General features: G+C 72.2%; 23 protein-coding genes and 1 tRNA gene. 20 read left to right on the forward strand and 4 right to left on the reverse strand.

The genetic code is table 11. The features are described 5' to 3' along the window. Positions 1–59: 59 nt before the first annotated feature. Genes mfd through ACQVFL_RS04395 form a run of 3 tightly spaced genes read left to right on the forward strand, consistent with a single transcriptional unit; the run spans position 60 to position 5,480 of the window. Positions 60–3,731, forward strand: coding sequence for a transcription-repair coupling factor (gene mfd / locus ACQVFL_RS04385; RefSeq protein ID WP_431728739.1), 3,672 nt, complete (start codon positions 60–62; stop codon positions 3,729–3,731). A gap of 22 nt (positions 3,732–3,753) precedes the next feature. Then, positions 3,754–4,494 carry a hypothetical protein gene (locus ACQVFL_RS04390; protein WP_431728740.1) on the forward strand — a complete coding sequence of 247 codons (741 nt, stop codon included), beginning with the start codon at positions 3,754–3,756 and terminating at the stop codon, positions 4,492–4,494. 2 nt (positions 4,495–4,496) lie between these two features. After that, a complete protein-coding gene (locus tag ACQVFL_RS04395; protein WP_431728741.1) occupies positions 4,497–5,480 on the forward strand; it encodes a nucleoside triphosphate pyrophosphohydrolase in 984 nt (327 codons plus the stop codon). 154 nt (positions 5,481–5,634) lie between these two features. Here ACQVFL_RS04395 and ACQVFL_RS04400 read toward each other — a convergent pair whose 3' ends face one another. Together ACQVFL_RS04400 and ACQVFL_RS04405 are read right to left on the reverse strand one after the other, a co-directional pair. Then, a complete protein-coding gene (locus ACQVFL_RS04400) occupies positions 5,635–5,835 on the reverse strand; it encodes a DUF397 domain-containing protein (protein ID WP_431728742.1) in 201 nt (66 codons plus the stop codon). After that, on the reverse strand, positions 5,826–6,596 hold the full coding sequence (locus ACQVFL_RS04405; RefSeq protein WP_396692610.1) for a helix-turn-helix domain-containing protein: 771 nt from the start codon (positions 6,594–6,596) through the stop codon (positions 5,826–5,828). The genes ACQVFL_RS04400 and ACQVFL_RS04405 overlap by 10 nt, the downstream gene beginning before the upstream one ends. A gap of 454 nt (positions 6,597–7,050) precedes the next feature. On the opposite strand from ACQVFL_RS04405, the gene ACQVFL_RS04410 reads away from it, so the two are divergent. Both ACQVFL_RS04410 and ACQVFL_RS04415 read left to right on the forward strand, forming a co-directional pair. Beyond that, on the forward strand, positions 7,051–7,392 hold the full coding sequence (locus tag ACQVFL_RS04410; protein ID WP_396692612.1) for a hypothetical protein: 342 nt from the start codon (positions 7,051–7,053) through the stop codon (positions 7,390–7,392). Between the two features lie 974 nt (positions 7,393–8,366). Continuing rightward, positions 8,367–9,986 carry a DUF885 domain-containing protein gene (locus ACQVFL_RS04415; protein ID WP_431728743.1) on the forward strand — a complete coding sequence of 540 codons (1,620 nt, stop codon included), beginning with the start codon at positions 8,367–8,369 and terminating at the stop codon, positions 9,984–9,986. A 3-nt stretch (positions 9,987–9,989) separates the two neighbouring features. On the opposite strand, the gene ACQVFL_RS04420 is transcribed toward ACQVFL_RS04415, so the two are convergent. After that, positions 9,990–10,679 carry a hypothetical protein gene (locus ACQVFL_RS04420; protein WP_396692616.1) on the reverse strand — a complete coding sequence of 230 codons (690 nt, stop codon included), beginning with the start codon at positions 10,677–10,679 and terminating at the stop codon, positions 9,990–9,992. A gap of 221 nt (positions 10,680–10,900) precedes the next feature. Between ACQVFL_RS04420 and eno the strand changes: the two genes are divergently transcribed. The 13 genes from eno (at position 10,901) to ACQVFL_RS04485 (ending at position 22,317) form a co-directional block, all read left to right on the forward strand. Then, positions 10,901–12,184, forward strand: a complete 1,284-nt coding sequence (gene eno / locus ACQVFL_RS04425) for a phosphopyruvate hydratase (RefSeq protein WP_396692618.1) — start codon at positions 10,901–10,903, stop codon at positions 12,182–12,184. A 29-nt stretch (positions 12,185–12,213) separates the two neighbouring features. After that, positions 12,214–12,843, forward strand: a complete 630-nt coding sequence (locus ACQVFL_RS04430) for a septum formation initiator family protein (RefSeq protein ID WP_396692620.1) — start codon at positions 12,214–12,216, stop codon at positions 12,841–12,843. Between the two features lie 36 nt (positions 12,844–12,879). Continuing rightward, a complete protein-coding gene (locus ACQVFL_RS04435) occupies positions 12,880–13,437 on the forward strand; it encodes a DUF501 domain-containing protein (RefSeq protein ID WP_396692622.1) in 558 nt (185 codons plus the stop codon). After that, positions 13,434–13,967 carry an amino-acid N-acetyltransferase gene (locus ACQVFL_RS04440; protein WP_350695691.1) on the forward strand — a complete coding sequence of 178 codons (534 nt, stop codon included), beginning with the start codon at positions 13,434–13,436 and terminating at the stop codon, positions 13,965–13,967. The genes ACQVFL_RS04435 and ACQVFL_RS04440 overlap by 4 nt, the downstream gene beginning before the upstream one ends. Positions 13,968–14,009: 42 nt before the next feature. Then, a complete protein-coding gene (locus ACQVFL_RS04445) occupies positions 14,010–14,951 on the forward strand; it encodes an exopolyphosphatase (protein ID WP_396692752.1) in 942 nt (313 codons plus the stop codon). Positions 14,952–15,082: 131 nt separating this feature from the next. Then, positions 15,083–15,769: a dienelactone hydrolase family protein gene (locus tag ACQVFL_RS04450; RefSeq protein WP_431728744.1), complete on the forward strand. Its 687-nt coding sequence runs from the start codon at positions 15,083–15,085 to the stop codon at positions 15,767–15,769. Between the two features lie 19 nt (positions 15,770–15,788). Beyond that, positions 15,789–16,502, forward strand: a complete 714-nt coding sequence (locus ACQVFL_RS04455) for a uracil-DNA glycosylase (RefSeq protein ID WP_431729769.1) — start codon at positions 15,789–15,791, stop codon at positions 16,500–16,502. A gap of 78 nt (positions 16,503–16,580) precedes the next feature. Beyond that, positions 16,581–17,315: a DUF4129 domain-containing protein gene (locus ACQVFL_RS04460; protein WP_396692626.1), complete on the forward strand. Its 735-nt coding sequence runs from the start codon at positions 16,581–16,583 to the stop codon at positions 17,313–17,315. Next, entirely contained in the window at positions 17,312–17,902 is a 591-nt protein-coding gene (locus ACQVFL_RS04465; protein WP_396692628.1) for a hypothetical protein, read from the forward strand. Before ACQVFL_RS04460 ends, ACQVFL_RS04465 begins: the two co-directional genes overlap by 4 nt. Further along, complete coding sequence (locus ACQVFL_RS04470) at positions 17,902–18,909, forward strand: AAA family ATPase (RefSeq protein WP_396692630.1); 1,008 nt, start codon at positions 17,902–17,904, stop codon at positions 18,907–18,909. The genes ACQVFL_RS04465 and ACQVFL_RS04470 overlap by 1 nt, the downstream gene beginning before the upstream one ends. Before the next feature lie 6 nt (positions 18,910–18,915). Continuing rightward, positions 18,916–20,286, forward strand: coding sequence for a DUF58 domain-containing protein (locus ACQVFL_RS04475; protein ID WP_396692632.1), 1,371 nt, complete (start codon positions 18,916–18,918; stop codon positions 20,284–20,286). Beyond that, on the forward strand, positions 20,283–20,837 hold the full coding sequence (locus tag ACQVFL_RS04480; protein WP_431728745.1) for a hypothetical protein: 555 nt from the start codon (positions 20,283–20,285) through the stop codon (positions 20,835–20,837). Before ACQVFL_RS04475 ends, ACQVFL_RS04480 begins: the two co-directional genes overlap by 4 nt. 154 nt (positions 20,838–20,991) lie before the next feature. Beyond that, on the forward strand, positions 20,992–22,317 hold the full coding sequence (locus tag ACQVFL_RS04485) for an NAD(P)/FAD-dependent oxidoreductase (RefSeq protein WP_396692636.1): 1,326 nt from the start codon (positions 20,992–20,994) through the stop codon (positions 22,315–22,317). A gap of 36 nt (positions 22,318–22,353) precedes the next feature. Here ACQVFL_RS04485 and ACQVFL_RS04490 read toward each other — a convergent pair whose 3' ends face one another. After that, positions 22,354–24,183: a hypothetical protein gene (locus tag ACQVFL_RS04490; protein WP_431728746.1), complete on the reverse strand. Its 1,830-nt coding sequence runs from the start codon at positions 24,181–24,183 to the stop codon at positions 22,354–22,356. Between the two features lie 101 nt (positions 24,184–24,284). Here ACQVFL_RS04490 and ACQVFL_RS04495 point away from each other — a divergent pair. Beyond that, positions 24,285–24,365, forward strand: a tRNA-Leu gene (locus ACQVFL_RS04495). 103 nt (positions 24,366–24,468) lie between these two features. Then, on the forward strand, positions 24,469–25,305 hold the full coding sequence (locus tag ACQVFL_RS04500; RefSeq protein ID WP_396692640.1) for a Bax inhibitor-1/YccA family protein: 837 nt from the start codon (positions 24,469–24,471) through the stop codon (positions 25,303–25,305). The last annotated feature ends 13 nt before the right edge of the window (positions 25,306–25,318 follow it).

Raw genomic sequence — 25,318 nt, forward strand, 5'->3', positions numbered from 1 at the left:
GAACCCCCCGTCCGGACGGACGCGGGGTGATCGTCGTGTCCTCACCCGCGGAAGTGATCATGACTGCGCTCACCGGACTGTTCGCCGCCGCCCTGGCCGACCCGGGGCTGGCCCGTGTGCGCGACCTGGCGCGCTCCGGCGCGGCCCAGGTCGACGGCCTCGACCTGACCGCGCCACCGGCGCTGCGCCCGTTCGCGGTCGCCGCCGTCGCCGCGGACGCCACCGACCAGGGGCGGGACGCCGCCGTCGGCGGTGCCGGGCGGCCGGTGCTGGCGGTCACCGCCACCAGCCGCGAGGCGGAGGACCTGGTGGCGGCGCTGGGTGGGCTGCTGCCCGCCGAGCAGGTGGCGATCTTCCCGAGCTGGGAGACGCTGCCGCACGAGCGGCTCTCGCCGCGCTCCGACACGGTCGGCCGGCGGCTGGCCGTGCTGCGTCGGCTGGCCCATCCGGACTCGGCGGACGCGCACGGGCGTACCGGGCCGCTGCGGGTGGTCGTGGCACCGGTCCGGTCGATGCTGCAACCGCAGCTCAAGGGGCTCGGCGACCTGGAGCCGGTGCGGCTGTCCGCCGGGGACGAGGCCGACCTGGAGCAGGTGGCGCGCCGGTTGACCGACATGGCGTACGCGCGGGTCGACCTGGTCACCAAGCGGGGCGAGTTCGCCGTCCGCGGCGGCATCCTGGACGTCTTCCCGCCCACCGACGAGCACCCGTCGCGGGTGGAGTTCTGGGGCGACGAGGTGGAGGAGATCCGCACCTTCGCCGTAGCCGACCAGCGCACCATCGACCAGGTGCCGCAGCTCTGGGCACCGCCCTGCCGGGAACTGCTGCTCACCCCGGCGGTCCGGGAGCGGGCCGCCGAGCTGGCCGGGCAGCACCCGGAGCTGGCCGAGATCCTGGACAAGCTGGCCGGCGGCGTACCGGTCGAGGGCATGGAGTCCCTCGCCCCGGCACTGATCGGCGACGACTCGATGGAACTGCTGCTCGACTGCATGCCCGCCGGCACGCACGTGCTGCTCTGCGACCCGGAGCGGATCCGCACCCGGGCGCACGACCTGGTGCGTACCTCGGAGGAGTTCCTCCAGGCGAGCTGGGCCGCCGCGGCCGTCGGCGGCCAGGCCCCGATCGACCTCGGCGCCGCCGCCTTCCGCACCCTGGCCGACGTCCGCGCGACCGCCGCCACGCTGCGCCGACCCTGGTGGACGCTGTCCCCCTTCGGGCTGGCCGAGCCGGAGGCCACCCCGGACCGGCAGCCGTGGGAGGACGCGCCGGAGGCGGTCGACGTCACCCCCGACGACGCCATCGCGGTCAGCCTGAGCGCCCAGCCCGCGCCGCTCTATCACGGCGAGACCGACCGGGTGGTGGCCGACCTGACGCAGTGGGCCGGTGCGGGCTGGTCGGTCGCGCTGGTCTTCGAGGGCCACGGCCCCGCCCACCGGGCCGTCGAGGTACTCCGCGACGGCGGCCTGGGCGCCCGGATGACCGAACGGGTCCCGGACGCGCCGGTGCCCGGCGAGGTGCTGGTCACCTGCGGCAGCCTCACCGGCGGCTTCGTCGACGAGGCGGCCCGGTTCGTGCTGCTCACCGGCAGCGACGTCACCGGCGGCCGGGGCGTCTCCACCCGGGACATGCGCAAGATGCCGAGCCGGCGGCGCAACACCATCGACCCGCTTGAGCTGCGGGCCGGCGACCACGTCGTGCACGAACAGCACGGCATCGGCCGGTATGTGGAGCTGGTGCAGCGGACGGTCAACGGCGCGTCCCGGGAGTACCTGGTCATCGAGTACGCGGCCAGCAAGCGCGGCCAACCCGGCGACCGTCTCTTCGTCCCCACCGACCAGCTCGACCAGCTCAGCCGGTACGTCGGCGGTGAGCAGCCGACGCTGCACAAGATGGGCGGCTCGGACTGGCAGAAGTCCAAGGCGCGGGCCCGCAAGGCGGTCCGGGAGATCGCCGCCCAGTTGATCCAGCTCTACGCCGCCCGCAAGGCGTCCAAGGGGCACACCTTCGGCCCGGACACCCCGTGGCAGCGGGAGCTGGAGGACGCCTTCCCCTGGCAGGAGACGCCCGACCAGCTCGCCGCCATCGAGGAGGTCAAGCGGGACATGGAGCAGAGCGTCCCGATGGACCGACTGATCTGCGGCGACGTCGGCTACGGCAAGACCGAGATCGCGGTACGCGCGGCGTTCAAGGCGGTCCAGGACGGCAAGCAGGTGGCCGTGCTGGTGCCCACCACCCTGCTGGTGCAGCAGCACTACAACACGTTCGCCGAGCGGATGAGCCAGTTCCCGGTGACGATCCGGCAGCTCTCCCGCTTCCAGACGCCCAAGGAGGCCGAGCAGACGCTGGCGATGGTCGCCGACGGCACCGCCGACATCGTCATCGGCACCCACCGGCTGCTGGCGGCGGCCACCCGCTTCAAGTCCCTCGGGCTGGTCATCGTCGACGAGGAGCAGCGGTTCGGCGTCGAGCACAAGGAACACCTCAAGGCGATGCGGGCCGCCGTCGACGTGCTGAGCATGTCGGCGACCCCGATCCCGCGCACCCTGGAGATGGCGATCACCGGCATCCGGGAGATGTCCACCATCGCCACCCCGCCGGAGGAACGGCACCCGGTGCTCACCGCCGTCGGGGCGCAGGACGACCGGCAGGTGGCCGCCGCCATCCACCGTGAGCTGCTGCGCGACGGACAGGTCTTCTACCTGCACAACCGGGTCGAGTCGATCGAGCGGGCGGCCCGGCGGCTGCGCGAGCTGGTGCCGGAGTCCCGGGTCGCGGTGGCGCACGGCCAGATGGGCGAGGACGCCCTGGAGAAGGTCATGGTCGGCTTCTGGGAGAAGGAGTTCGACGTCCTGGTCTGCACCACGATCGTGGAGTCCGGCATCGACATCCCGAACGCCAACACGCTGATCGTGGAGCGCGCCGACCTGCTCGGCCTGGCCCAGTTGCACCAGATCCGGGGTCGGGTGGGCCGGGGCCGGGAGCGCGCGTACGCGTACTTCCTCTATCCGCCGGACAAGCCGCTCACCGAGCACGCCCACGAGCGGCTGGCCACCATCGCCCAGCACACCGAGTTGGGCGCCGGCATGTACGTGGCGATGAAGGACCTGGAGATCCGGGGCGCCGGCAACCTGCTCGGCGGCGAACAGTCCGGGCACATCGAGGGCGTCGGGTTCGACCTCTACGTCCGGATGGTCGGCGAGGCGGTGCAGGCGTTCAAGGGCGAGCGTCCCGAGGAGGAGACGGACGTCAAGATCGACCTTCCGGTGGACGCGCACCTGCCGCACGACTACGTGAGCGTGGAACGGCTGCGCCTGGAGATGTACCGCAAGCTCGCCGAGGCGCGTGACGAGGAGCGACTGCGCGAGGTGGCGGCCGAGATGACCGACCGCTACGGCGAGCCGCCCGCGCCGGTGCAGAACCTGATCGCGGTGGCGCGGTTCCGGCTGCTGGCCCGCCAGTACGGCCTCACCGACGTCAGCATGCAGGGCAAGCACCTGCGCTTCGGGCCGCTGCCGCTGCCCGACTCGAAGCAGATGCGGCTCAAGCGCTACCACCCGGACTCGGTCTACAAGGCCGCGCTGGACCAGGTCAGCGTGCCCCGGCCGACGACCCGTCGGATCGGGGGCGAGCCGCTGCGCGACCAGGCCCTGCTGGAGTGGTGCGCGCAGTTGCTCTCCGACGTCCTCGGCGCCCCTGCGGTGGCCGTGGGTGCTGGTGGCACCGGTGGGTAGGGGGCATGAGAGAGTGACGGGCATGCGTGCTCGCCGTCTTGTCGCCGTCGCCAGCGTGGCGGTCGGCCTCGTCGCCCTCTCCGGTTGCCGTTCCGAGCCCGGTGTCGCCGCGTACGTCGGTGACCACCGGATCACCGAGGACGCCGTCACCGAGGTCATCGACGACGCCCGGGCCAAGAACCCGGCCCCGACCGAGACGGCCGAGCAGGTGCCCGGACAGCAGGTTCGACTGCCCGGCCGCAGCGAGGTGGTGAGCACCCTGGTGCTCGGCCAGGTCTGCGAGCGGATCTCCGCCGCCGAGAACTACCGCCCCCAGGGGCAGGCCGAGGCCGCCCAGGTGGCTCAGCAGCTCGGCATCAGCCCGGAGGCCAGGTACGCGCGGCAGGTCGCCGAGCTGTACACCTGCCTGTCCGGCATCCCGGTCGGCTCGCCGGTGGCACCGACCGAGCAGGAGCTGGCCGACCTGGTGGCAGCGGGCAAGCGCGCCGGTGCGGTACCCGCCGACGTGACCGTCGAGCAGGCCGCCCCGCAGCTCGACGGCGAACAGCTCCGGCAGGCCCTGGCGACCCGCAACGCCCTGGCCGAGGCGGTCGACACGTACGACGTGACGGTCAACCCGCGCTACCGTCCGCTGGAGTTCCCGGTGCTCAGCTTCGCCGGTCAGGCGGTCGCGGTGGGTGTGCCGCTGGGTGAGCCCGGTTCCGACGCGGTCACCGACGTCTCCACTCCGAGGCCGGCGCAGACCGGCCCGGTCGACGGCTGACCGTGCCCCGGATCGTCCTGCTGGTGACCTCACCCCGGTTGCCGGCCGGTCTGCTGACGGCGACCGCCTGGGACGTCGTACGCGCCGCGCCGGTTTTCGCCGGGGCGGAGACTGAGCTGACCACGGCCCTGCGGGTGGCGGGCGCCGATCTGCGCGTGCTCGACGGGCCGGCGGTGCCGGTGTTGCTGGACGCGGCGTCGGCGCACGACACCGTGGTGTGGCTGGCCGGTCCGGCCGGTGACGAGTCGCTGGCCCGGGAGTTGGGGCTGCGGTTGGCCCGCGAGCCGGGGCTGGCGGAGCTGGAGCTGATGTACGGCTCGTGGGATCCGCCGGGTGCCCGGCTGCTCGACGCGGTGGCGGTGCTGGACCGACTGCTCTCGCCCGGCGGTGATCCGTGGAAGCGGGCACAGACCCACCGGAGTCTGGCCGGGTTCCTGCTGGAGGAGTGCTACGAGGCGTACGACGCGATCGCCGCCGGGGACACCGACGCGTTGCGTGAGGAACTCGGTGACGTGCTGCTCCAGGTGGTGCTGTACGCCCGGCTGGCCGAGGAGTTGCCCGAGGGCGAGCGGTGGACCGTGGACGACGTGGCCGGTGGCCTGGTCGACAAGATGGTCCGCCGCAACCCGCACGTCTTCGCCGACGCCGAGGCGGGCAGCCTGGAGGAGATCACCGCGAACTGGGAGCGGATCAAGCAGGCCGAGAAGTCCCGGGACTCGGTGCTCGACGGCATCGCGGTGAGTCAGCCCGCGCTGGCGCTGGCCACCAAGATCCTGGAACGCGCCGCCCGGGCCGGGCTCGGTGTCGCGCTGCCGTCGCCCGACGCCCAGCCGGATGCCGAGGCGGCCCTGGGTGCCACCCTGCTGACCGCCGTCGCCGAGGCCCGTGCCGCCGGCCTGGACCCGGAGACCGCCCTGCGCCGCGCCACCCTCTCCCACGCCGAGTCCATCCGCGAGGCCGAGTCCGCCTCCCGCCCTCCCACCTGACGCACCGCGCTCCCTGACGCACTCCCCGGATCGTGGCAGTGTGGCTGGCGCTGACCCGGCGTGTCGAACAGCTACGCTGCCACGCTCCTCTTGAGGGGCAGTGGGGCGCATGAGGAAGCCCCCAGCAGCGCGCTGGGGGCTTTCTGCGTACGGGTCAGCCCAGAGGGCCGATCTGCTTGGCCAGGTTGACGAACCCCTGCCAGTTGCCCGGGCTGCAGTGGAGGGTGCCGCCGTCGCGGTCCTTGGTGTCGCGGACCAGAACGACGCCGGGCAGATTGTCGGCCACCTCGACGCAGTCTCCGCCATTGGCGTTGCTGCGGCTGGACTTGCGCCAAGCGGCGTGTGTCAGGTCCATGTCTCCGCCACTTCCCTAATCAACTCGATCGACTGCCGGTGGGACAGGGCCTCACCGCGCACATTCTCCCACGCACCCATCAGGGTGACCAGGTCTCCTGGATCACTGACCACGTGGCCGTGCAGGGGTGTGTCCAGGTATCCGGCGGTGCGGTTGTCGGCGCTGGTGGCGAGCACGAACGGCCCCGACAAGCCAGCGTATATCCCGGCGGAGAGGGGAACGACATGGATGCGGACGTGCGGCAGCTCGGACATCTTGATCAGGTATTCGAGCTGTTCCCGCATCACATCAGGTCCACCTACCGAGCATCGCAGCACTCGTTCGTCGATGACCACAGTCAGCCACGGTGGGCCGTCCCCGGCGATCACAGACTTGCGAGCCATCCGGGCTGTCACCAGATGCTCTGTCTCCTCCGAGGTGTGTCGCCCGGACGAGATGAACAGCGCCCGCGCGTACCGCTCTGTCTGAAGCAGCCCAGGCAGTAGCAACGGTTGGTAGGAGCGCAGTGACCGCGCCTCGCGTTCGATCGCCTCCCAAGGGCGGAACCACACAAGGTCACGCTGCCGCTTTTCGGTGTCCGGCCAGATGTCCGACACCTGTACCCCGAGTGCCGTAGCTGCGGTGGCCCTAGTGGACGGGTGAGGGATGCGTCCCTCCCTGACCCAACGATCCGTCGTCTTGGGGTCTACACCGACTTCTTCAGCCAGGGATTCTGTGGTGTGGCCTGCTCTCTGAAGCGCAACCCGCAGCGCGTCATTCACCATGACACCTCCCAACACTGTGGATATTCGGACACCATACCGACACGCGGTGTTGTTGTCTCGTCACCTAATGGCAGGTTGGTTGCAGGGCGGCGCGGCTGGTGGAGGGCACACCCACTTCCCCGGCGGTCGCGTCTGCTGAGGGGCGCGCACCCAACACGGTGATCATGGACACGGGTGCGCGCCCCTCCCCAACCAGTCGAGGGGGCGAAATGTCGGGACGCCGTCGGCGCGGACGCGGCCACGCCTGCGTCTGCGACAGGTGCAAGCCGACGCGCGTGCCGCAGCGGCCCGACAGCGTGGTCTCCGGCCCGGTCCTGACGCCGAGTCGTGTACCCGGCCTGGCCACTCGGCTCACGCTGCGGCCAGGAGACGACTCGATAAAGATCATTTGGGGCCAGGCCGGGGACCTGCGGACCCTCGGTCAGACGCTGCGCGGCCTGGGGCGTGCATCGTGAGCCGCGAGCATGTTCCCAGTCGGCCGCTCTGGCGGTGCCGCGCCTGCGGGGCGCACTGGCCGTGCAGCCCGGCGAAGCTGGCCCTCCTCCATGAGTACGCGGGCCACACGTTGGCGCTTGTCTTCTACCTCGCGCTCTCGATGCGGGATGCCGTGGACGACATCGTCACGCTCGGCTTCACTCCCGATCTCGCCACGTTCAACGACCGGTTCATGCAATGGATCAACCATCCGATCGACCATAACGAGGAGGCTCCCCGTGGAAGCACAAACTCCTGCTGGCCCGGCAGATCCGGTCTGTCCGGGCTGGTGCGGTCTAAGCGAGAGCGCCGCCGCTGAGATGGCCACCCATCCAGGGGCAGGGTGATGTCGTTGAACGTGCGCAGGGCGAGGGCACCGCCGACGAGCACGCCTAGACTTGGCCCGGCTTGGGCAGTGGAGATCGGAGACGGAATGCAGGTGACCGAAGTTCTGGACGTCCTGGCGACCCTGTATCGCGCCAGTGATCACCCGGACCACGAGGCGGTAGAGCGGTACGGGCGAGACACGACCGCTGGTGAACAGTCGCCCCCCGGAGTACGGGTCACCCACCGGTCCGGCTCGTCAGCTCTGCTGGCCGCGACGTCATCGCCGCGCCCGGCACCGAAGTCGGTTCCCCTGCCGGCGGAGATGCCGCCCCCCGCTCAGCGGGCTATCCGGATGCTCGCCTTCACTACCCGGCTACTCGACTTCGCACGACCCGCCGCGTTCGCGGAGTGGGACACGTGCGACCTCCCCGGGGTGTGGCTGTCGCCCTCGGCGCTGAGGATCAAGTGCGCCGACGGCGCGACGGTCTACCTCCACGTAACGGTCGCGGCTGGTAGTGGTCGCGAGCCGGAGGTGGACCCGCACCCGGACTACCGCTTCCCTGAAGGAGTCCGTACATGCCTCCCGGCAGTCAGTGCAGCACATGCGGAGCGCGCGTAGGCGTTCCTCCAGGATCGGCCTGCCCACCGCACCAGGCGATGGGTAGCCGGGGCACCTGCCCCGGTTCCGGTCGACCCACCATGTAACTCCAACCTTGTGCCCGCCCCTGGTCGCCCATCTCTTCCGTGGTGCGCGACCCGGGGCGGGCCCGTCGCGCTACCGGCGGCATACCCCCGACCGCCTACCGGTGGCATGGCCCCGTGATCAAGAGGTTTGCGGCCGGGAAACCGTGTTGGCACGACGCGAACTCCTTGATCACCGGAGTGGGTGGACCGTTTGCGGCGGGCGGGGCTCACCGGAGTGGGTTGGCGGAGGTGGCGGACGGGTGGGGTGGTTAGGGTCGGGGGGTGGAGAAGTTCGAGGTGGTGGCGGAGCGGATCGTCGAGGCGTTGCTGGTCAGTCGGCCAGGGGTGGCCACCTCGGTCGGTGACCACCGGTACGACGACCGGTTGCCGGATCTCTCCGCCGACGCGGTGGCCGCCGACCGGGCGATGCTGGTGGACGCGGCCAGTGTGCTGTGCGAGATCGACCCGGATCCGGGCGACGTCGAGGAGCAGGTGGACCACGCCCTGCTCGCGGCGGCGGTCGACCGGGAACTCTTCGAGCTGACCGAGATCCGGGCGCACGAGTGGGACCCGCTCGCGCACAATCCCGGCCCGCTGCTGCACGCCCTCGTCGCCCGGCCGTACGCGCCGGTCGAGGAGCGGCTGACCGCGCTCGCCGGGCGGCTCGCCGCCGTACCGGACGCGATGTCGACCGCGCGGGCGACGTTGCGCGACATGCCCCGGATCCACGCCGAGACGGCGGTCGGGCAGTTCACCGGTGCCGCCGCGCTGGTCCGGGACGAGGTACCGGAACTGCTCGCGCAGGCACCGGCGCTGGCCGACCGGATCGAGCCGGCGGCCACCGTGGCGATCGCCGCGCTGGAGGAGTTCGTCGCCTGGCTGCGTACCGGCCTGGCGGCCGACGACGGGCCGGGACGGGACCCCCGGTTGGGACGGCGGCGCTGGGAGGCCCGCCTGTGGCACACCCTCGACACCGAGCTGGGCGCCGCCGAGATCCAGCGGCGGGCGTGGGCCAACCTGGACCGGGTCGGAGAGGAGATCCGCGCGGCGGCGGTCGAGCTGGTCGGCGGTCCGGCCGACGACGAGACGGTACGCCGCGCGTTGGACCTGCTCGCCGCCGAGCACCCGGACGACCACACCATCGTCGACCTGGCCTCGATCACCATGGACGAGGCGAGTGACGTCGTCCGCGCGTACGGCCTGGTGAGCGTGCCGGACGACCCCTGCGTGATCCAGGTGATGCCGCAGTTCGCGCGCGGGGTGGCGGTGGCCTACTGCGACGCGCCGGGCGGGCTGGAGACCGCCGACCTGCCCACGTTCTACTGCATCGCGCCGACTCCGACGGACTGGCCGGCGCATCGGGTGGAGTCGTTCTACCGCGAGTACAACGACCACATGATCAGAAACCTGACCGTGCACGAGGCTATGCCCGGTCACTTCCTCCAGCTCGCCCACGCCCGCCGCCACCGGGGCACCACCCGGGTCCGGGCGCTGACCCGGTCCGGTCCGTTCGTCGAGGGCTGGGCGGTCTACGCCGAGGAGTTGATGGCCGGGCACGGCTTCGGCGGCCTGCCGGTGCGGTTGCAGCAGCTCAAGATGCAGTTGCGGATGACCCTCAACGCGTTGCTGGACCAGTTGGTGCACGCCGAGGAGGTGCCCGAGGCGGAGGCGATGGCGTTGCTGACCGGGCGGGGCTTCCAGGAGGAGGGCGAGGCGGCCGGCAAGTGGCGCCGTTCGCTGCTCACCTCGGCCCAGCTCTCCACGTACTTCGTCGGGTACGCGGAGGTCGCCGACATCGCGGCGGCCCGCCCGCCGGAGGTGGCGCTACGGGACTGGCACGACGAGATGCTGGCGCACGACTGCCCGCCCCCGCGCCACCTGCGTACCCTGCTCGGGCTCTGAGCCTCAGGTGGCGGGTCGGCGGTCCACCACGCCGGCGCCCGGCGGCAGCTCGAACGCGGCGCCGTCGACCTGCTCCTGGTAGCGGCTCAATGCCAACTCCACCGGCAGGCCGTCGATCTGGCCGGTGAAGCTGCCGAGCACGCCTTCGGCGGTCACGCAGGCGTTGAAGCTCTCGGCGGTCTGCCGCACGTCGACGCAGGTGGCGTGGTGCCCGGCGATGGTGTTCTCGCGCTGGGTGATGACCGCGCCGGGATCCAGTGCCGCGCTGGTCAGCAGGCCCATCACCAGCGGGGGCGTGATCAGTCCCTCGCGTTCGGCGGCGGCGAAGACGACCACCGGTGGCTTGCTGTTCGGAGCGGGAGGCGGTTCGAGCGTGCAGACCGTCCGCCCCTCGTCGGCCGCGCAGCGGGTGGTCGCCTCGGCGGTCACGGTGAGCTTGCCGTCCGGCCACTCGTACGCCGACCGGGCCGGGTCCTGCGACTGGTTGATCGACGCGGTCCGTCCGCCGGAGAGTTGGTACTGCGCCGAGTAGGTCAACTCCAGCGCCCGGTCGATGCGGGCGGCCAGTTCGTTGACCACGTCGGCCCGTCCCATGGCCCGTCCGGCGTCGTCCAGAGCCTGACAGCCGGTGACGGTGAGCAACGCGATGACCGACACGGCGAGCGTACGGAGGGTGGTCGAGGCGGCGGGCATGGCGCCAAGCCTGATCGATCAGGTCCCGCTCGTGCAAACTCGTTGCCGGTTGACGCACGAGAATTCGGGAATGTCCGACCCGTCGGCGGTCACGGAGCGGGTCGTGGCCCGCCCGGTCGCGGTGCGCGGGAACGGGGACCGATACGCTGCGTTCAACACCTGCCTCAGCCGCACCGTCGCGGCCCATACCGCACGAGACGACACGAACGAGGAGCGACTCAGTGGCAACCATCGAGGTAATCGAGGCTCGGGAGATCCTGGACTCGCGGGGCAACCCGACGGTCGAGGTCGAGGTCGGGCTGGACGACGGCACGGTCTCCCGGGCGGCGGTGCCCTCCGGCGCCTCGACCGGCGCCTTCGAGGCGGTCGAGCTGCGCGACGGTGACAAGGGCCGCTACCTGGGCAAGGGAGTGGAGAAGGCGGTCGCCAACATCGAGGACCGCATCGTCGACCAGCTCATCGGGTACGACGCCAGCGAGCAGCGGGTGATCGACCAGAAGATGCTGGACATCGACGGCTCCGACAACAAGGGCGAGCTGGGCGCCAACGCCATCCTCGGCGTCTCGCTGGCGGTGGCCAAGGCGGCTGCCGGCAGCGCCGGGCTGAGCCTCTTCCGCTACCTGGGCGGTCCGAACGCGCACCTGCTCCCGGTCCCGATGATGAACATCCTCAACGGTGGGGCGCACGCCGACAGCAACGTCGACATCCAGGAGTTCATGATCGCGCCGATCGGCGCGCCGAGCTTCCGGGAGGCGCTGCGCTCCGGCGCCGAGGTCTACCACGCGCTCAAGTCCGTGCTGAAGAAGAAGGACCTGTCGACCGGGCTCGGCGACGAGGGCGGATTCGCCCCGAACCTGCCCACCAACGCCGCCGCCCTGGACCTGATCGCCGAGGCGGTGGAGAAGGCCGGCTACACGCTCGGCACCGACATCGTCTTCGCCCTGGACGTGGCCGCCACCGAGTTCTTCGCCGACGGGCGCTACACCTTCGAGGGCGTCGCCAAGAGCGCCGAGGAGATGAGCGAGTACTACACCAAGCTCGCCGACGCGTACCCGATCGTGTCGATCGAGGACCCGCTGGCCGAGGACGACTGGAGCGGCTGGCAGACGCTGACCGCCGCGATCGGCGACCGGGTCCAGATCGTCGGTGACGACCTGTTCGTCACCAACCCGCAGCGCATCGCCCGGGGCATCACCGAGCGGGCGGCCAACGCGGTGCTGGTGAAGGTCAACCAGATCGGCTCGCTGACCGAGACCCTGGACGCGGTCGACCTGGCCCACCGGGCCGGCTTCAAGTGCATGATGAGCCACCGGTCCGGCGAGACCGAGGACACCACCATCGCCGACCTCGCGGTGGCCACCGGCTGCGGCCAGATCAAGACCGGCGCCCCGGCCCGCTCCGACCGGGTGGCCAAGTACAACCAGCTCCTGCGGATCGAGGAGGAGCTGGCCGACGCGGCGCGGTACGCCGGTGCGGGTGCCTTCCCGCGTTACCGTTCCGCCTGACGGGTGGTGAACCTCGGGGGAGGGGTGTGATGCAGCAGCGCCGCACGCCGGGTGGTCAACGTCCGGCCCGCCGGCCGGGCCGCACCGGTCGGCCCGGCGTCGGCCGGGGCACGGTCCGGGACGGCGGAGGTGTCCGCGCCGAGTCGCGCACCACCGCCGGCCGGGCGCCGTCGGCCGCCCGCGGTGCCGAGGGCGTACGCTCCGCCAAGCGGCCCGCCGCAGCCCGGCGCGCCGCCGCAGGCGGCGTCACCCGGCTCTCCGCACCCCAATCCCGAGGTCTCACAGGCCGGGCCACCGTGCTGGTCGCGGTGCTGATCGCGCTCGCCCTCGCCTACACGTACCCGGTCCGGGTCTACCTCGACCAGCAGGCCGACATCGAGCGGATGGAGTCCTCGCAGGACGCCCAGCGCAAGCTGATCGCCGAGCTGACCGAGGAGGCCGAGAAGTGGCAGGACGACGCGTTCATCGAGGCCAAGGCGCGGGAGCGGTTCTTCATGACCCGGCCGGGTGAGAAGTTGGTGGTGCTGCTCGACGACCCGGCCGGCGCCGCCCGGGACGCCGGCACCGCCGAGCCCGGCACCCCGTCCACACCGGACCGTTGGTACGACACGCTCTGGTCCAGCGTGCGCGCCGCCGACGCCACCCCGACCGCCGACTGAGCACCGACCACCCCCGCACGAACGAGAGATGGCACCGTGACTGTCGTACCACCGCAGGAGCCGGCGGCGGCCTCCGTACCCCCACCGAAGCGGGAGCCGGCCACGGAGGCCGACCTCGCCGCGGTGGCCGCGCAGCTCGGACGCCCGCCGCGCGGCACCCGGGCGGTGGCGCACCGCTGCCCGTGTGGTCTGCCCGACGTGGTGGAGACGACGCCCCGGCTGGCCGACGGCACCCCCTTCCCGACGCTCTACTACCTGACCTGCCCCCGCGCGACCGCGGCGTGCAGCCGGTTGGAGTCGGCCGGGTTGATGCGGGAGATGGCCGACCGGTTGGCCGCCGACCCGGAGTTGGCCGCCCGCTACCGGGCCGCACACGAGGACTATCTGACCCGGCGGGACTCGATCGCCGAGGTCCCCGAGATCGCCGGCATCTCGGCCGGCGGGATGCCCGGCCGGGTGAAGTGCCTGCACGTCCACCTCGGTCACGCGCTCGGCGCCGGGCCCGGCGTGAACCCGTTCGGTGACGAGACCCTGGACCTGGTCGAGCCCTGGTGGGCGGCGGGCCGGTGCGTCGACGTGCCGGACGCCGAGTGAGCGGCGAGCCCGCTCCGGACGGGGCCGACGACATCCTGGTCCGGCCCGCCCGCACCGCCGACGTACGCGCCATCCGCCGACTGGTGGACACCTACACCGACGACCGGCGGCTGCTCAGCAAGGCCACCGTCACGCTCTACGAGCACGTGCAGGAGTTCCGGGTCGCCAGCCGGGTCGCCGACGGCGCGGTGGTGGGCTGCGGCGCGCTGCACGTGATGTGGGAGGACCTGGCCGAGATCCGGACGGTGGCGGTCGACCCGACCTGCCGGGGCCGGCGGATCGGGCACCGGATCGTGGCCGAGCTGATCGAGGCGGCACGGGACCTGGGCATCGCCCGGATCTTCGTACTCACCTTCGAGACCCGGTTCTTCGGCTCGTTCGGCTTCACCGAGATCGACGGCGCCCCGGTGCCGCACCCCGTCTACGAGCAGTTGCTGCGCTCGTACGACGAGGGGGTCGCGGAGTTCCTCGACCTGGAACGGGTCAAGCCGAACACACTGGGCAACACCCGGATGCTGCTGCGTCTGTGACGCCGGGTGGCCGACTGTAGGGTGACCGTCGTGACGACGCGTGTGGCCGCCATCGACTGTGGCACCAACTCGATCCGCTTGCTGGTCGCCGACCTGCCCGACCCGTCGGCCGGGCCGTCCGCGCCGCTGGTCGACGTGTCCCGGCGGATGGAGATCGTCCGGCTGGGCCAGGGCGTCGACGCCACCGGACGGCTCGCCCCCGAGGCGATCGAGCGGACCCGGGTCGCACTGGTCGACTACGCCGCCGAGATCGAGAAGTCGGGTGTCGAACGGGTGCGGATGTGCGCCACCTCGGCCAGCCGGGACGCGGAGAACGCAGCCGAGTTCCGGGCCATGGTGCAGCAGACGCTGGGCGTGGCGCCCGAGGTGGTCAGCGGCGACGAGGAGGCCCGGCTCTCCTTCACCGGTGCGGTCCGCGGACTGCCGTCCGACGCGCGGTCGCCGTACCTGGTGGTGGACATCGGCGGCGGCTCCACCGAGTTCGTGGTCGGCACCCGGGACGGCGGTGTCGACGCGGCGATCTCGATGGACATCGGCTGCGTCCGGATGACCGAGCGGCACCTGCACGGGGATCCGCCCGGGCTGGACGAGATCGCCGCCGCGCAGGCCGACATCGCGGTGGCGGTCGACCGCGCGCTGACGGTGGTGCCGGGACGCGAGGCGGCCACGCTGGTCGGGCTCGCCGGGTCGGTCACCACCGTGGTCGCGATCGCCCAGGGCCTCACCGGGTACGACCCGACCCGCATCCACCACGCCCGGGTGTCGTACGACCGGGTGGCGCAGGTGACCGCCGAACTGCTGGCGGCGGATCGGGAACAGCGGTTGGCGATCCCGGTGATGCACCCGGGCCGGGCCGACGTGATCGGCGCGGGCGCGCTCGTCCTCCGCGTCATCATGGAACGGGCCGGGATGGACTCGGTCGTCGCCTCCGAGCACGACATCCTCGACGGCATCGCGTGGAGCCTGGCGCAGTCCACGGCCTGAGGCCCGCGAACGGGAGGTGAACACCACTGCTCCCGCATCTTCCTAGCGATGGTCACCGCGTGGCAGGCTACCGACACGTACGACCACTGGGCGACCAGCCAACGATGACTGACCGCTAGGAGGATGGGCCGATGGGCGAGATGGTTACTTACCGTGGCGACGGAGGTGCCGGCGAGGGGTACCTCGCGGTGCCCGCCAGTGGCACGGCCAGCCCTGCGGTCATCGTCATCCAGGACTGGTGGGGGCTGGTGCCGCAGATCCGGTCGGTGGTGGACCGCTTCGCCGAGGCGGGCTTCGTGGCCCTCGCGCCGGACTTCCGGCACGGCGAGCCGGCCGGCAAGCCGAGCGAGCCCCGGCGGCTGTTGAACGGTCCGCAGATGGACGAGGCGGCGCGCGAGATCGCGGTGGCCGCCGAGTACCTCGCCGGGCGCACCGAGGTGACCGGGAAGGTCGGCTGCGCGGGCTTCTGCGCCGGAGCGAGCCTGGCGCTCTGGGCGGCCAGCCACTCCGAGCGGATCGTCGCCGCCGCCGCGTTCTACCCCCGGCTGCCCTGGGAGGGCATGCGTCCGGAGTGGACCGACTACGCCGGCAAGGACGCGCTCGTGCACTGCTCCGAGGCGGACGGCACCTCCACCGACCCGGGCGTCCAGGCGGTACGCCGGGCGATCGAGAACGCCGGTGGCACGTGCCAGTTGCACGACTACCCGGGCACCGCGCACGCCTTCTTCAACGAGGACCGGCCGGAGAAGTTCGACCTGCGTGCCGCCACCAGCGCCTGGGCCCGCACGCTCGAACTGTTCCGGGCCAAGCTTGGCTGAGTCGCGTACCCCGGCCGACGTGGTCGCCCGCGCCACACGGGCGGCCGACCTGGCCGACCTCGACGCGGCCGTCACCGACTGCTTCGCCTGCCCCCGGCTCGTGACCTGGCGGGAGGAGGTGGCGCGGACCAGACGTGCCGCCTTCCGCGACCAGGAGTACTGGGGCCGACCGGTACCCGGCTTCGGTGACCCCGAGGCCCGGATCGCCGTGCTCGGGCTGGCCCCGGCGGCGCACGGCGGCAACCGCACCGGCCGGGTCTTCACCGGCGATCGCTCCGGCGACGTGCTCTTCGCCGCGCTGCACCGCGCCGGTTTGGCGAACCAGCCGACCAGCGTGGCCGCCGACGACGGGCTGACCCTGCGGCACACCCGGGTCTTCGCGGCGGTGCGGTGTGCCCCGCCGGACAACAAGCCGAGCCCCGCCGAGCGGGACACCTGCGCGCCCTGGCTGCACCGGGAGGTCGACCTGATCCGCCCGACGCTGCGGGTGGTGGTGGCGCTGGGTGCCTTCGCCTGGGCCGCGTGGTGGCCGGTGGCACGCCACGTGTACGGCGTGCCTGCGCCCAGCCCGCGACCGTCCTTCGGCCATGGGGCACACTGGTCCGGCACGGCCGTACCGGAACTGCTCGGTTGCTACCACGTCAGCCAGCAGAACACCTTCACCGGACGGCTGACACCGGGAATGCTTGACGAGGTGTTCGCCCGGGCGAGACGACTGGCCGGGTTGGACTGACGCTGCGGGGTGGTGGAGATGGCGGACGTGACGCAGACGAGCCCGCCGTACGCCCTGGTGGAGCGAAGGTAGGTCGGAGTGGACCTGCTGCGCAAGTGGTGGCCCGTCACGGCGGTGATCGGTCTGCTCGCCGTCGTCACGCTGGCCGCCGCGCACTCGTCGATCGGCGCGAGCCGGATCCCGCCGGCCATGCAGGACGCCCCGTTCGTGTTGGAGTACCCGACCGACGACCCGCGTCCCTCGATCCCGGCCGAACCGCGCGAGGCCGCCGAACAGACCCGGACGGAGATCCCCTCCTGGCTCGGCACGGTGGCGCTGGCCCTGCTCAGCGCCGTTCTGCTGGTGGTCATCGGCTACCTCGCCTGGACGGTGTTCCGGGGTATGGCCCGCCGGGTCACCCGGAGACTGCCCGCCCGTCCGGCCCGCCGCAGCGCCGCCGGCACCGCCCGTGAGGTGGTCGCCGCCGTCGACGCCGGGCTGGTCGACCTGGACGACCGGGACGTCGACCCGAGGACCGCGGTGATCGCCTGTTGGGTGCGCCTCGAAGAGGCCGCCGCCGGTGTCGGGGTGCCCCGACTGGCCGGCGACACCCCCACCGACCTGGTCACCCGCCTGCTGCGCGGCGACTCCGCCAACGGTGTACCGGCGATCGTCAGCGCCGACGTGCTGGCCGAGCTGGCGCAGGTCTACCGCGAGGCGCGGTACGCGACCCGCCCGGTCGAGGAGCGCACCCGCGACCAGGCCCGCGCCGCCCTGCGACGGTTGCGCGGCGAACTCACCGCCACCGTCGAGCAGGACCAGGTGACGTCGTGAGTAAGACCAGTATCGACGACCTGCTCAGCTTCGAGGAGGAACGGCAGGTCCAGCAGGAACAGCCCCGTGGTGGGCGGCTGCGGAGCGTGCTCGGGTTCCTCGGCGTCACCGCCGCCGCGACCGTCGTCCTGATCGCCGGGTTGCGGGCGGTCGGGTTGCGGGTGTCCCTGGTGGTGCTGGTCGCCGGAGTGATCACCGTGCTCGCGGTACGCCGCATCGTCGCCACGCTCGCCCCGCCGCCGCGCTCCGGACGGGGTGCGTCGCGACCGCAGCAGCACGGGGAGGAGGAGGGGATGTACAACTGGGACGCCCGGGACGCGCTGCGGACCGCGGTCAACGGATGGGAACTCCCCCTGGAGTGGTCCAAGACCCGGCCCGAACGCTTCTCCCAGGTGATCCTGCCGCGCCTCGCCGAGCTGGCCGACGAGCGGCTGCGGCTCAAGCACGGCGTGACCCGCGAGTCCGATCCCGGCCGGGCCCGCGCCCTGCTGGGGCAGCGACTGTCGACGTTCCTGGACAACCCGCCCCGCCGTACCCCCTCGCCGCGCGATCTCGCGGCGATCGTCGCCGAACTGGAGAAGATCTGATGAACGACGTCGTCCGGACGATGCCCCCCTCCGAGGTCGGCCGCCTCGCCCGGGCGGTGCTGGACGCGGTGGGCCAGGTCGTCGTCGGCAAGCGGGACTCGCTGGAACTGGTCCTCGCCGGCATCCTCGCCGGTGGACACGTGCTGCTGGAGGATCTGCCCGGCCTGGGCAAGACGCTGACCGCGCGGTCCTTCGCCCAGGCGCTCGGGCTGGACTTCCGCCGACTCCAGTTCACTCCGGACCTGCTGCCCGCCGACGTCACCGGGTCGTTCCTCTATGACCAGCGCAGTGGCGACTTCACCTTCCGGGCCGGGCCGGTCTTCACCAACCTGCTGCTGGCCGACGAGATCAACCGGACGCCGCCGAAGACCCAGTCCGCCCTGCTGGAGGCGATGCAGGAGAAGCAGGTCTCGGTGGAGGGGGTCACCTACCGCCTGGACGAGCCCTTCCACGTGCTCGCCACCGCCAACCCGATCGAGTACGAGGGCACCTACCCGCTGCCGGAGGCGCAGCTCGACCGTTTCCTGCTGCGGGTGTCGTTCGGGTACCCGGAGCACGAGGAGGAGTGGGAGGTGCTGCGTCGGCGGATGGCCCGCCGCCGCGAGGAGGCCGAGATCGAGGCGGTCGTCGACGCCGCGACCCTGCGCGCCATGCAGGCGGCGTTGGAGGACGTGGTGGTGGAGGACTCGGTCGGCCGGTACATCGTCTCGTTGACCGCGGCCACCCGGGAACACCCGTCGGTGCTGGTCGGCGCCTCGCCGCGCGGCTCGCTGGCGCTGCTGCTGCTGGCCCGGGTGCGGGCCGTGCTCTCCGGCCGGGACTACGTGGTCCCGGAGGACGTCAAGGAGGTCGCGGCACCGGCGTTGGCGCACCGGATCACGCTGCGACCGGAGATGTGGCTGCGCCGGGTGGATCCGTCCTTCGTCGTCGGCGAGGTCCTCGACGGCACCCCCGCACCGGCCAGTGGCGCGCTGCCCAGTTACGCCGCCGGTGGACCGGGACACTGACCCGTCGTGACCGCTCCGGACCGACCGGCCCCGCCGAGCTGGACGCCCACTGCGGCGCTCGGCCGAGCGGTGCTGCTCACCGGCCTGTTGTTGGCCGCCGCGGTGCTGCTGGGCCGGGTCGACCTGGTCGTGCTCGCCGTTCCGTTCGCGCTCGGCACCGCGTACGCGTTGCGCCGTCGACCGACCGAGCTGCCCCAGGTGTGGATCACCGCCGACGGGGCGCACCTGGTGGAGGGCGGTGAGGTGAGCGGTACGGTCAGCGTCGGCAACCCGGGCAGCGTGCCGTACGACATGGCGGTGCTGCGTACCCGGGTCTCGCCGTGGCTGCGGGTGACCCGGGTGGCCCTCGCCGGTGCCGACACCTCCGGCGGCCGGCGGTCGTCGCCGACCGATCGGCCCTTCGTCACCTCCGTCGGTCCGGACACCGCGGTCGACCTGGAACTCTCCGGCACCGCGCTGCGCTGGGGGCGGCACCGGATCGGCCCGGCCGGTGCCCGGGTCGCCGCCGGACAGGGCCTGCTGACCTCCCGCGCGGTGTACGCCGAGCCGCTCAGAGCCAAGGTGTACCCGAAGACCGAGCCGTTCGAGGCGGTCGAGGCGATGCCCCGGGCCGCCGGCCTGGTCGGCGCGCACCATTCGCGCCGGCCCGGTGAGGGCGGCGAACTGGCCGGGGTCCGGGTGTTCGCGCCCGGCGACCGGTTGCGCCGGATCGACTGGCGGGTGTCGCTGCGGGCCCGGCAACTGCACGTCGCGTCCACCCTCTCCGACCGGGACGCCGAGGTGGTCGTGCTGCTCGACGTGCTCGCCGAGGCGGGCCGTTCCGGCGGGATCGCCGGAACCGCCTCGGTGCTGGACACCACGGTCCGGGCCGCCGCCGCCATCGCCGAGCACTACCTGCACCGGGGTGACCGGGTGTCGTTGCTGGAGTACGGCCCCAGCGCCCGACGCCTGCGCCCGGCCACCGGGCGTCGCCAGTACCTGACGGTCCTGGAGTGGCTGTTGGACGTGAAGGCGCAGTCCTCCCCGCACGAGCCCTACGACCAGGTGTTCGGGCCGCAGGTGCTCTCCGCCGACGCGCTGGTGGTGGTGCTCACGCCGTTGCTGGAGGAGCGGTCGGCGCAGATGCTGGCCCGGCTGGCCCGCTCGGGGCGGTTCGTGGTCGCGGTGGACACCCTGCCCGCCGACCTGACCCCGCCGACCGACCGGGGCTGGGCCGAGGTGGCGTACCGGCTGTGGCGACTGGACCGGGACACGATGATCGCCCAGCTCCGCGAGCACGGGGTGCCGGTGGTGCCCTGGGCCGGTGCGGGCAGCCTGGACCAGGTGCTGCGGGACGTGGCCCGGCTGGCCACCGCACCCCGGGTGGGTGGCCGGTGATCGCGCGGCTCAGGGCGGTACGCACGGCGGCCGGTCGGATCACCCTGGCCCCGATCCTTCTCCGTCTGGGCGTCTTCCTCGTCACGTTCGCCGGGTTGCTGCTGTCGTACCCCGTGCAGATGCTCCAGGGACAGACGCTCGGTGCGCTGGCCGTGGTCGCGGTGGCGCCCGCGGTGTCGCCGAACCGGTTCTGGCCGAGCTTCGCCGCGCTGGTCACGGTCGCCGGCTGGGTGCTCGCCACCGACCTGCACGAGCGGCCGATCGCGCTGTGGCGACTGCTGGTCGTGGCGGCGCTGCTCTACCTCGCGCACACGCTGACCGCCCTGGCGGCGCTGCTGCCGTACGACGCGACGGTGGACCCGGACCTGATCGTGCGTTGGCTCACACGGGCGGGCGCAGTGGTGCTCGCCACGTCGGTCCTCGGGGTGCTGCTGGTCGAGTTGGCCCGGGTCGGCAGCGACGGCACCGGCCGGATGCCGGTCACCATCGTCGGTCTGCTGGTGGTCGTCGGGTTGACCGCGATGCTGGCCTGGCTGCTGCGACGCAGGTGAGCGACGGTTCCGGCGGGACCGGCGAAGCCTGCGGGGCTCCTGTGATTCGTCCGGTTTCGTCCCTGCGGTAGCGCGGGTCACACTGAGGTTGTGCTCGGTCACAGAAGGGTGCCGCGAGCGGGGTTACCGGCGCTGGCGCGGGAAAGATGTAGGCGTGAATCCGAAGCGGATCCTTGTGGTGGGTGCCGGGCACGTCGGGCTCTACGCGGCCCTGCGCCTGTCGAAGAAGCTCAGCTCCCGTGAGGCCGAGGTCGTCGTCGTCGACCCGCAGCCGCACATGACCTACCAGCCGTTCCTCCCCGAGGCATCGGGAGGGAACATCTCGCCGCGGCACTCCGTGGTGCCACTGCGTCGCGAGTTGCGGCGGTGCACGGTGATGGCCGGTGCGGTGACCCGCATCGAGCACGACCGCAAGACCGCCACCGTGCAGCCGATCATCGGCCCGCCCCGCGAGATCGCGTACGACCACATCGTGGTCGCACCGGGTTCGGTCTCCCGGACCCTGCCCATTCCCGGCCTGCACGAGCACGGCATCGGGTTCAAGACCATCGGCGAGGCCATCTACCTGCGCAACCATGTGTTGGAGCAGTTGGACGTGGCGGCTGCGACGACCGACCCGGAGGTACGGCGTCGCGCCCTCACCTTCGTCTTCGTCGGCGGCGGGTACGCCGGCATCGAGGCGCTCGCCGAGATGGAGGACATGGCCCGGCACGCGCTGAAGTACTACCCGGAGCTCGAGCCGTCGGACATGCGGTGGGTGCTGGTCGAGGCCACCCAACGGGTGCTTCCCGAGGTCGACCGGGACATGGGCGCCTACACCGTGCAGCAGTTGCTGAAGCGGGACATGGACATCCGGCTGGACACCCGCCTGGAGTCCTGCGTCGACGGGATGGTCAAGCTCTCCGACGGGGACAGCTTCAGCTCGGACACCATCGTCTGGACGGCCGGTGTGAAGCCGGCGCCGATGCTGGACGCCACCGACTTCCCGCGCGACGAGCGGCGTCGGGTCACCTGCCGGCCCACCCTCCAGGTGGTCGACGGTGACCGGGTGGTCGAGGGCGCCTGGAGCGCCGGGGACTGCGCCGCCGTACCGGACCTGACCAAGCCGCCGGGCAACTTCTGCTCGCCGAGCGCCCAGCACGCGGTGCGTCAGGCGCAGCGGATGGCCGACAACATCGTCGCCGTGGTCCGGGGCGGGCAGCCGGTCGACTACAAGCACAAGCACGCCGGCAGCGTGGCCAGCCTTGGCCTGCACAAGGGCGTGGCCCAGGTCTACGGCATCAAGATGACCGGCTGGCCGGCCTGGTTCATGCACCGGACGTACCACATGAGCCGCATCCCCTCGTTCAACCGCAAGGTCCGGGTGGTGGTCGACTGGACGCTGGCGTTCTTCCTCAAGCGTGAGGTGGTCGCCCTCGGTCAGTTGCACGACCCGCGCGAGGAGTTCGCCGAGGCGTCCTACCCGGGCTCCAAGGCGTAGTGGTCCGAGCCCGCGCGGCCCACCGGCCGCGCGGGCTCAGACCCGCCAGATCCACGCGTCCGTCACCCGGGTCGACGGCCCGTAGAGCGCCTCCAGGGTCAGCCGCAGGCTCTCCGCGTGCGTGGTGGCGACCGCCAGCACCACGCAGGAGACGTTCCAGTGCCGCACGTCGTCGGCGGCCCGGCGGCGCTGGTTCTCACCGACCACCGGGCGGAGGCCGCTGCGGGCCACCTCGGCCAGCAGCGTGGAGGTGGGCCGTGGGGCCACCCCCATCGCGGCGCTGCCGCCCCGACCGTGCGGGCCGATGAAGAAGCCCTCCGGTATGCCGAACGCGGCGTCGGCCGCCGTCGACCACCGCATCGGCCAGGGGTCCTTCGGCGTCGCCGGCGGCACCGGCATCAGCATCCCGCCCGGTTCGACGCAGGTCCGCCAGTGTCCGCCGGTGACGAACTCGGGCACCGGCGTCCGCGCCGCGGTGGGCAGCGGCGTCGGAACCAGCGGTAGGAGCACCACACCGGCCGTCACCAGCGCCAGTCGTCGGGTGCGTCGGTCCGCGCGCAGCGCCCGGTCCAGGGCGATCACCAGGATCGTCGCCGCCAGCGGCGGCACCGCCAGGGCGAAGCGCATCGGCAGCGCGCCGTCCACCACCGGGAGCCCGGCCAGCAGTGCGTACGGCCCGGGCAGGCCGGTGCCCTCGCCCCGGTGCACCACCTCCGGACCGAGCGAGAGCGTGCCCATCACCAGGATGCCGGCGAGGCAGGCCAGCACCAGCGGGCGACGCCGCAGCCAGAGCGCACACCCGGCGGTCACCACCAGCAGGGGCCAGCCCAGGAAGGTGTTGTACTCCGCCGGTCCGGTGGTCAGCTCGGCCGAGCGCTCGTCACCGAGCAGGGTCAACGGCGAGACCGCCCACCAGCTCCGCAGGTCGGCCGAGAAGTAGTGCGGGCTGAACATGCCGTCGGCGACGCCCAGCGGCCCGGCGAACTGGAGCCACAGCGGGCGGGCGAGCACCAGCAGGGCAAGCCCGGTGGCGAGCGCCATCCCGCCGACGAAGGCGGGCAGCGCGCGGCGGGTCAGGTCCCGGTCCACGGCGGCCACGGTCACCGCCATCACCAGCAGCGTGACGGCGGTGAGGAACAGCACCTCCTCGCCGACGAAGACCTGGGCGCAGACCACGGCCGCGAGCCCCACGGCGGAGGTCACCAGCCGCCGCCGGCCCGGCCCGGCCCGCCCGGCAGCCTCGGCAGCCCGGAGCAGGCGCACCACCAGCCAGACCACGACCGGCAGCAGCCACTGGGCGGTCATGTGCAGGTGGCTGTTGGTCTGCGAGACCATCCCGGGGCCGAAGCCGCACGACGCACCGCCCAGGACGGCGGCCAGGCGGTGGACGCGCAGCATCCGGGCGTACAGCAGATACCACGCGGTCGCGGTGGCGGCCAGGTTGGCGGCGGCGAGCAGGGCGAAGGTGACCGGCGCGCCGAACGCCAGGGTGACCGGCGCGAACAGTAGGCCGAGGGCGATGACCGAGGTGTTGGCCATCAGGTTCACCCCGTCCGGGGCGTTGAGCCGGTCGGTGTGCAGCCCGAAGTCGCCCAGCAGGACCCGCGCGTCGACGGTCAGGAACCACTCGTAGAGGACCTGGTCCTCGGGGTTGAGAGCGAGTACCCGGCCGGTCGGGTCGGGCCAGAGCCCGTGCGTGAGCCAGCCCGCCAGCACCACGAACGCCAGTCCCACCAGCAGGTCGGCGCGATGCCGGGAGACGGCCGTCAGCAGCCGGGCCGGGCGTGGCAGGCGTACCCGATCGGTGGTGCGGATCGCCCTCTCGGACACGCCGTTTTCGCGTGCGGTGGGTGCGACGCTGCTCACGGCCTCGACCCTAGTGCGAGTGCCCGGCACGGGACGCCGCAGCGGGCGGGAAACCGCTACCGTGGCACTGCACCACGCGTGTCGTCGCGTCGGGGTCACCCGCCCGGGTGGTGGAACGGCAGACACGGCCGCCTTAAAAGCGGCTGCCGCAAGGCGTGCGGGTTCGACCCCCGCCCCGGGCACTCTCAGGGTTCCCTCAGCATTCCGATCGACATCGCGCTGCTCCGGCCGTCTACTCTTGTAGCGCGCGTTGACGTGCCACGACCCCCTTAGGGAGGCCAGAGAGTGAAGACTTCGAACCCGGTGCTCGCCCGGCTCGGCCAGGCGGCCGAGCGGGAGCGTGCCGCCGGGTACGCCCCGACCGGGCCGTACGGACAGCCCGGATACCCCCAGCAGCAGTACCCGCCGCAGGCCGGTTACCCCGGTGCGCCGGGTTACCCGTCCGCGCCGCCGGCGGTCACCCCCATGTCGATCGACGACGTGGTGGTCAAGACCGTCATGCTCCTGGCCATCGTCGGTGTGACCGGCGCGGCGGCCTGGGTGATGGTGCCCGACGCGCTGCTCGGCGTCGCCTGGATCGGTGCCGCCGTCGTGGGCCTCGTGCTCGGCATGATCATCTCGTTCTCCAAGATGGCGAACCCGGCTCTGGTCGTCGCGTACGCGGCGGTCCAGGGTGTGCTCGTCGGCGCGGTGAGCAAGTTCTTCGAGTCGCTGTACGACGGCATCGTGATCCAGGCGGTGACCGCCACGTTCGGTGTCTTCTTCGTGATGACCATGCTCTACCGGGCGAAGGTCATCCGGGCGACGCCGAAGTTCGTCAAGGGCATGGTCGCCGTGATGGCGGGTCTCTTCGCCGTCATGCTGATCAACCTGGTGCTGGCGATGTTCGGTGTGAACACCGGTCTGCGCGACGGCAGCCCGCTGGCCATCGGGTTCAGCATCGTCTGCATCGTGGTCGCCTCGCTGAGCTTCATCCTCAGCTTCAAGGAGGTCGAGGACGGCGTCCGGATGGGCCTGCCGCAGCGCTACTCCTGGGTCGCCGCCTTCGGCATCCTGGTCAGCCTGATCTGGCTCTACATCGAGATGCTGCGCCTGCTGAGCTACTTCCAAGGCGACGACTGACCATCGCCGCCCA

This window comes from Verrucosispora sp. TAA-831, from assembly GCF_050780145.1.
In the GTDB taxonomy this organism is placed as follows: domain Bacteria; phylum Actinomycetota; class Actinomycetes; order Mycobacteriales; family Micromonosporaceae; genus Micromonospora.

Excerpts from the sequence above, each read along its gene's own strand:
- ACQVFL_RS04420 (WP_396692616.1), bottom strand. The coding sequence starts at position 10,679 with ATGCCCGCCGCCTCGACCACCCTCCGTACGCTCGCCGTGTCGGTCATC.
- ACQVFL_RS04450 (WP_431728744.1), top strand. The coding sequence starts at position 15,083 with ATGGGCGAGATGGTTACTTACCGTGGCGACGGAGGTGCCGGCGAGGGG.
- ACQVFL_RS04470 (WP_396692630.1), top strand. The coding sequence starts at position 17,902 with ATGAACGACGTCGTCCGGACGATGCCCCCCTCCGAGGTCGGCCGCCTC.
- ACQVFL_RS04390 (WP_431728740.1), top strand. The coding sequence starts at position 3,754 with ATGCGTGCTCGCCGTCTTGTCGCCGTCGCCAGCGTGGCGGTCGGCCTC.
- ACQVFL_RS04400 (WP_431728742.1), bottom strand. The coding sequence starts at position 5,835 with ATGGACCTGACACACGCCGCTTGGCGCAAGTCCAGCCGCAGCAACGCC.
- mfd (WP_431728739.1), top strand. The coding sequence starts at position 60 with ATGACTGCGCTCACCGGACTGTTCGCCGCCGCCCTGGCCGACCCGGGG.
- ACQVFL_RS04430 (WP_396692620.1), top strand. The coding sequence starts at position 12,214 with ATGCAGCAGCGCCGCACGCCGGGTGGTCAACGTCCGGCCCGCCGGCCG.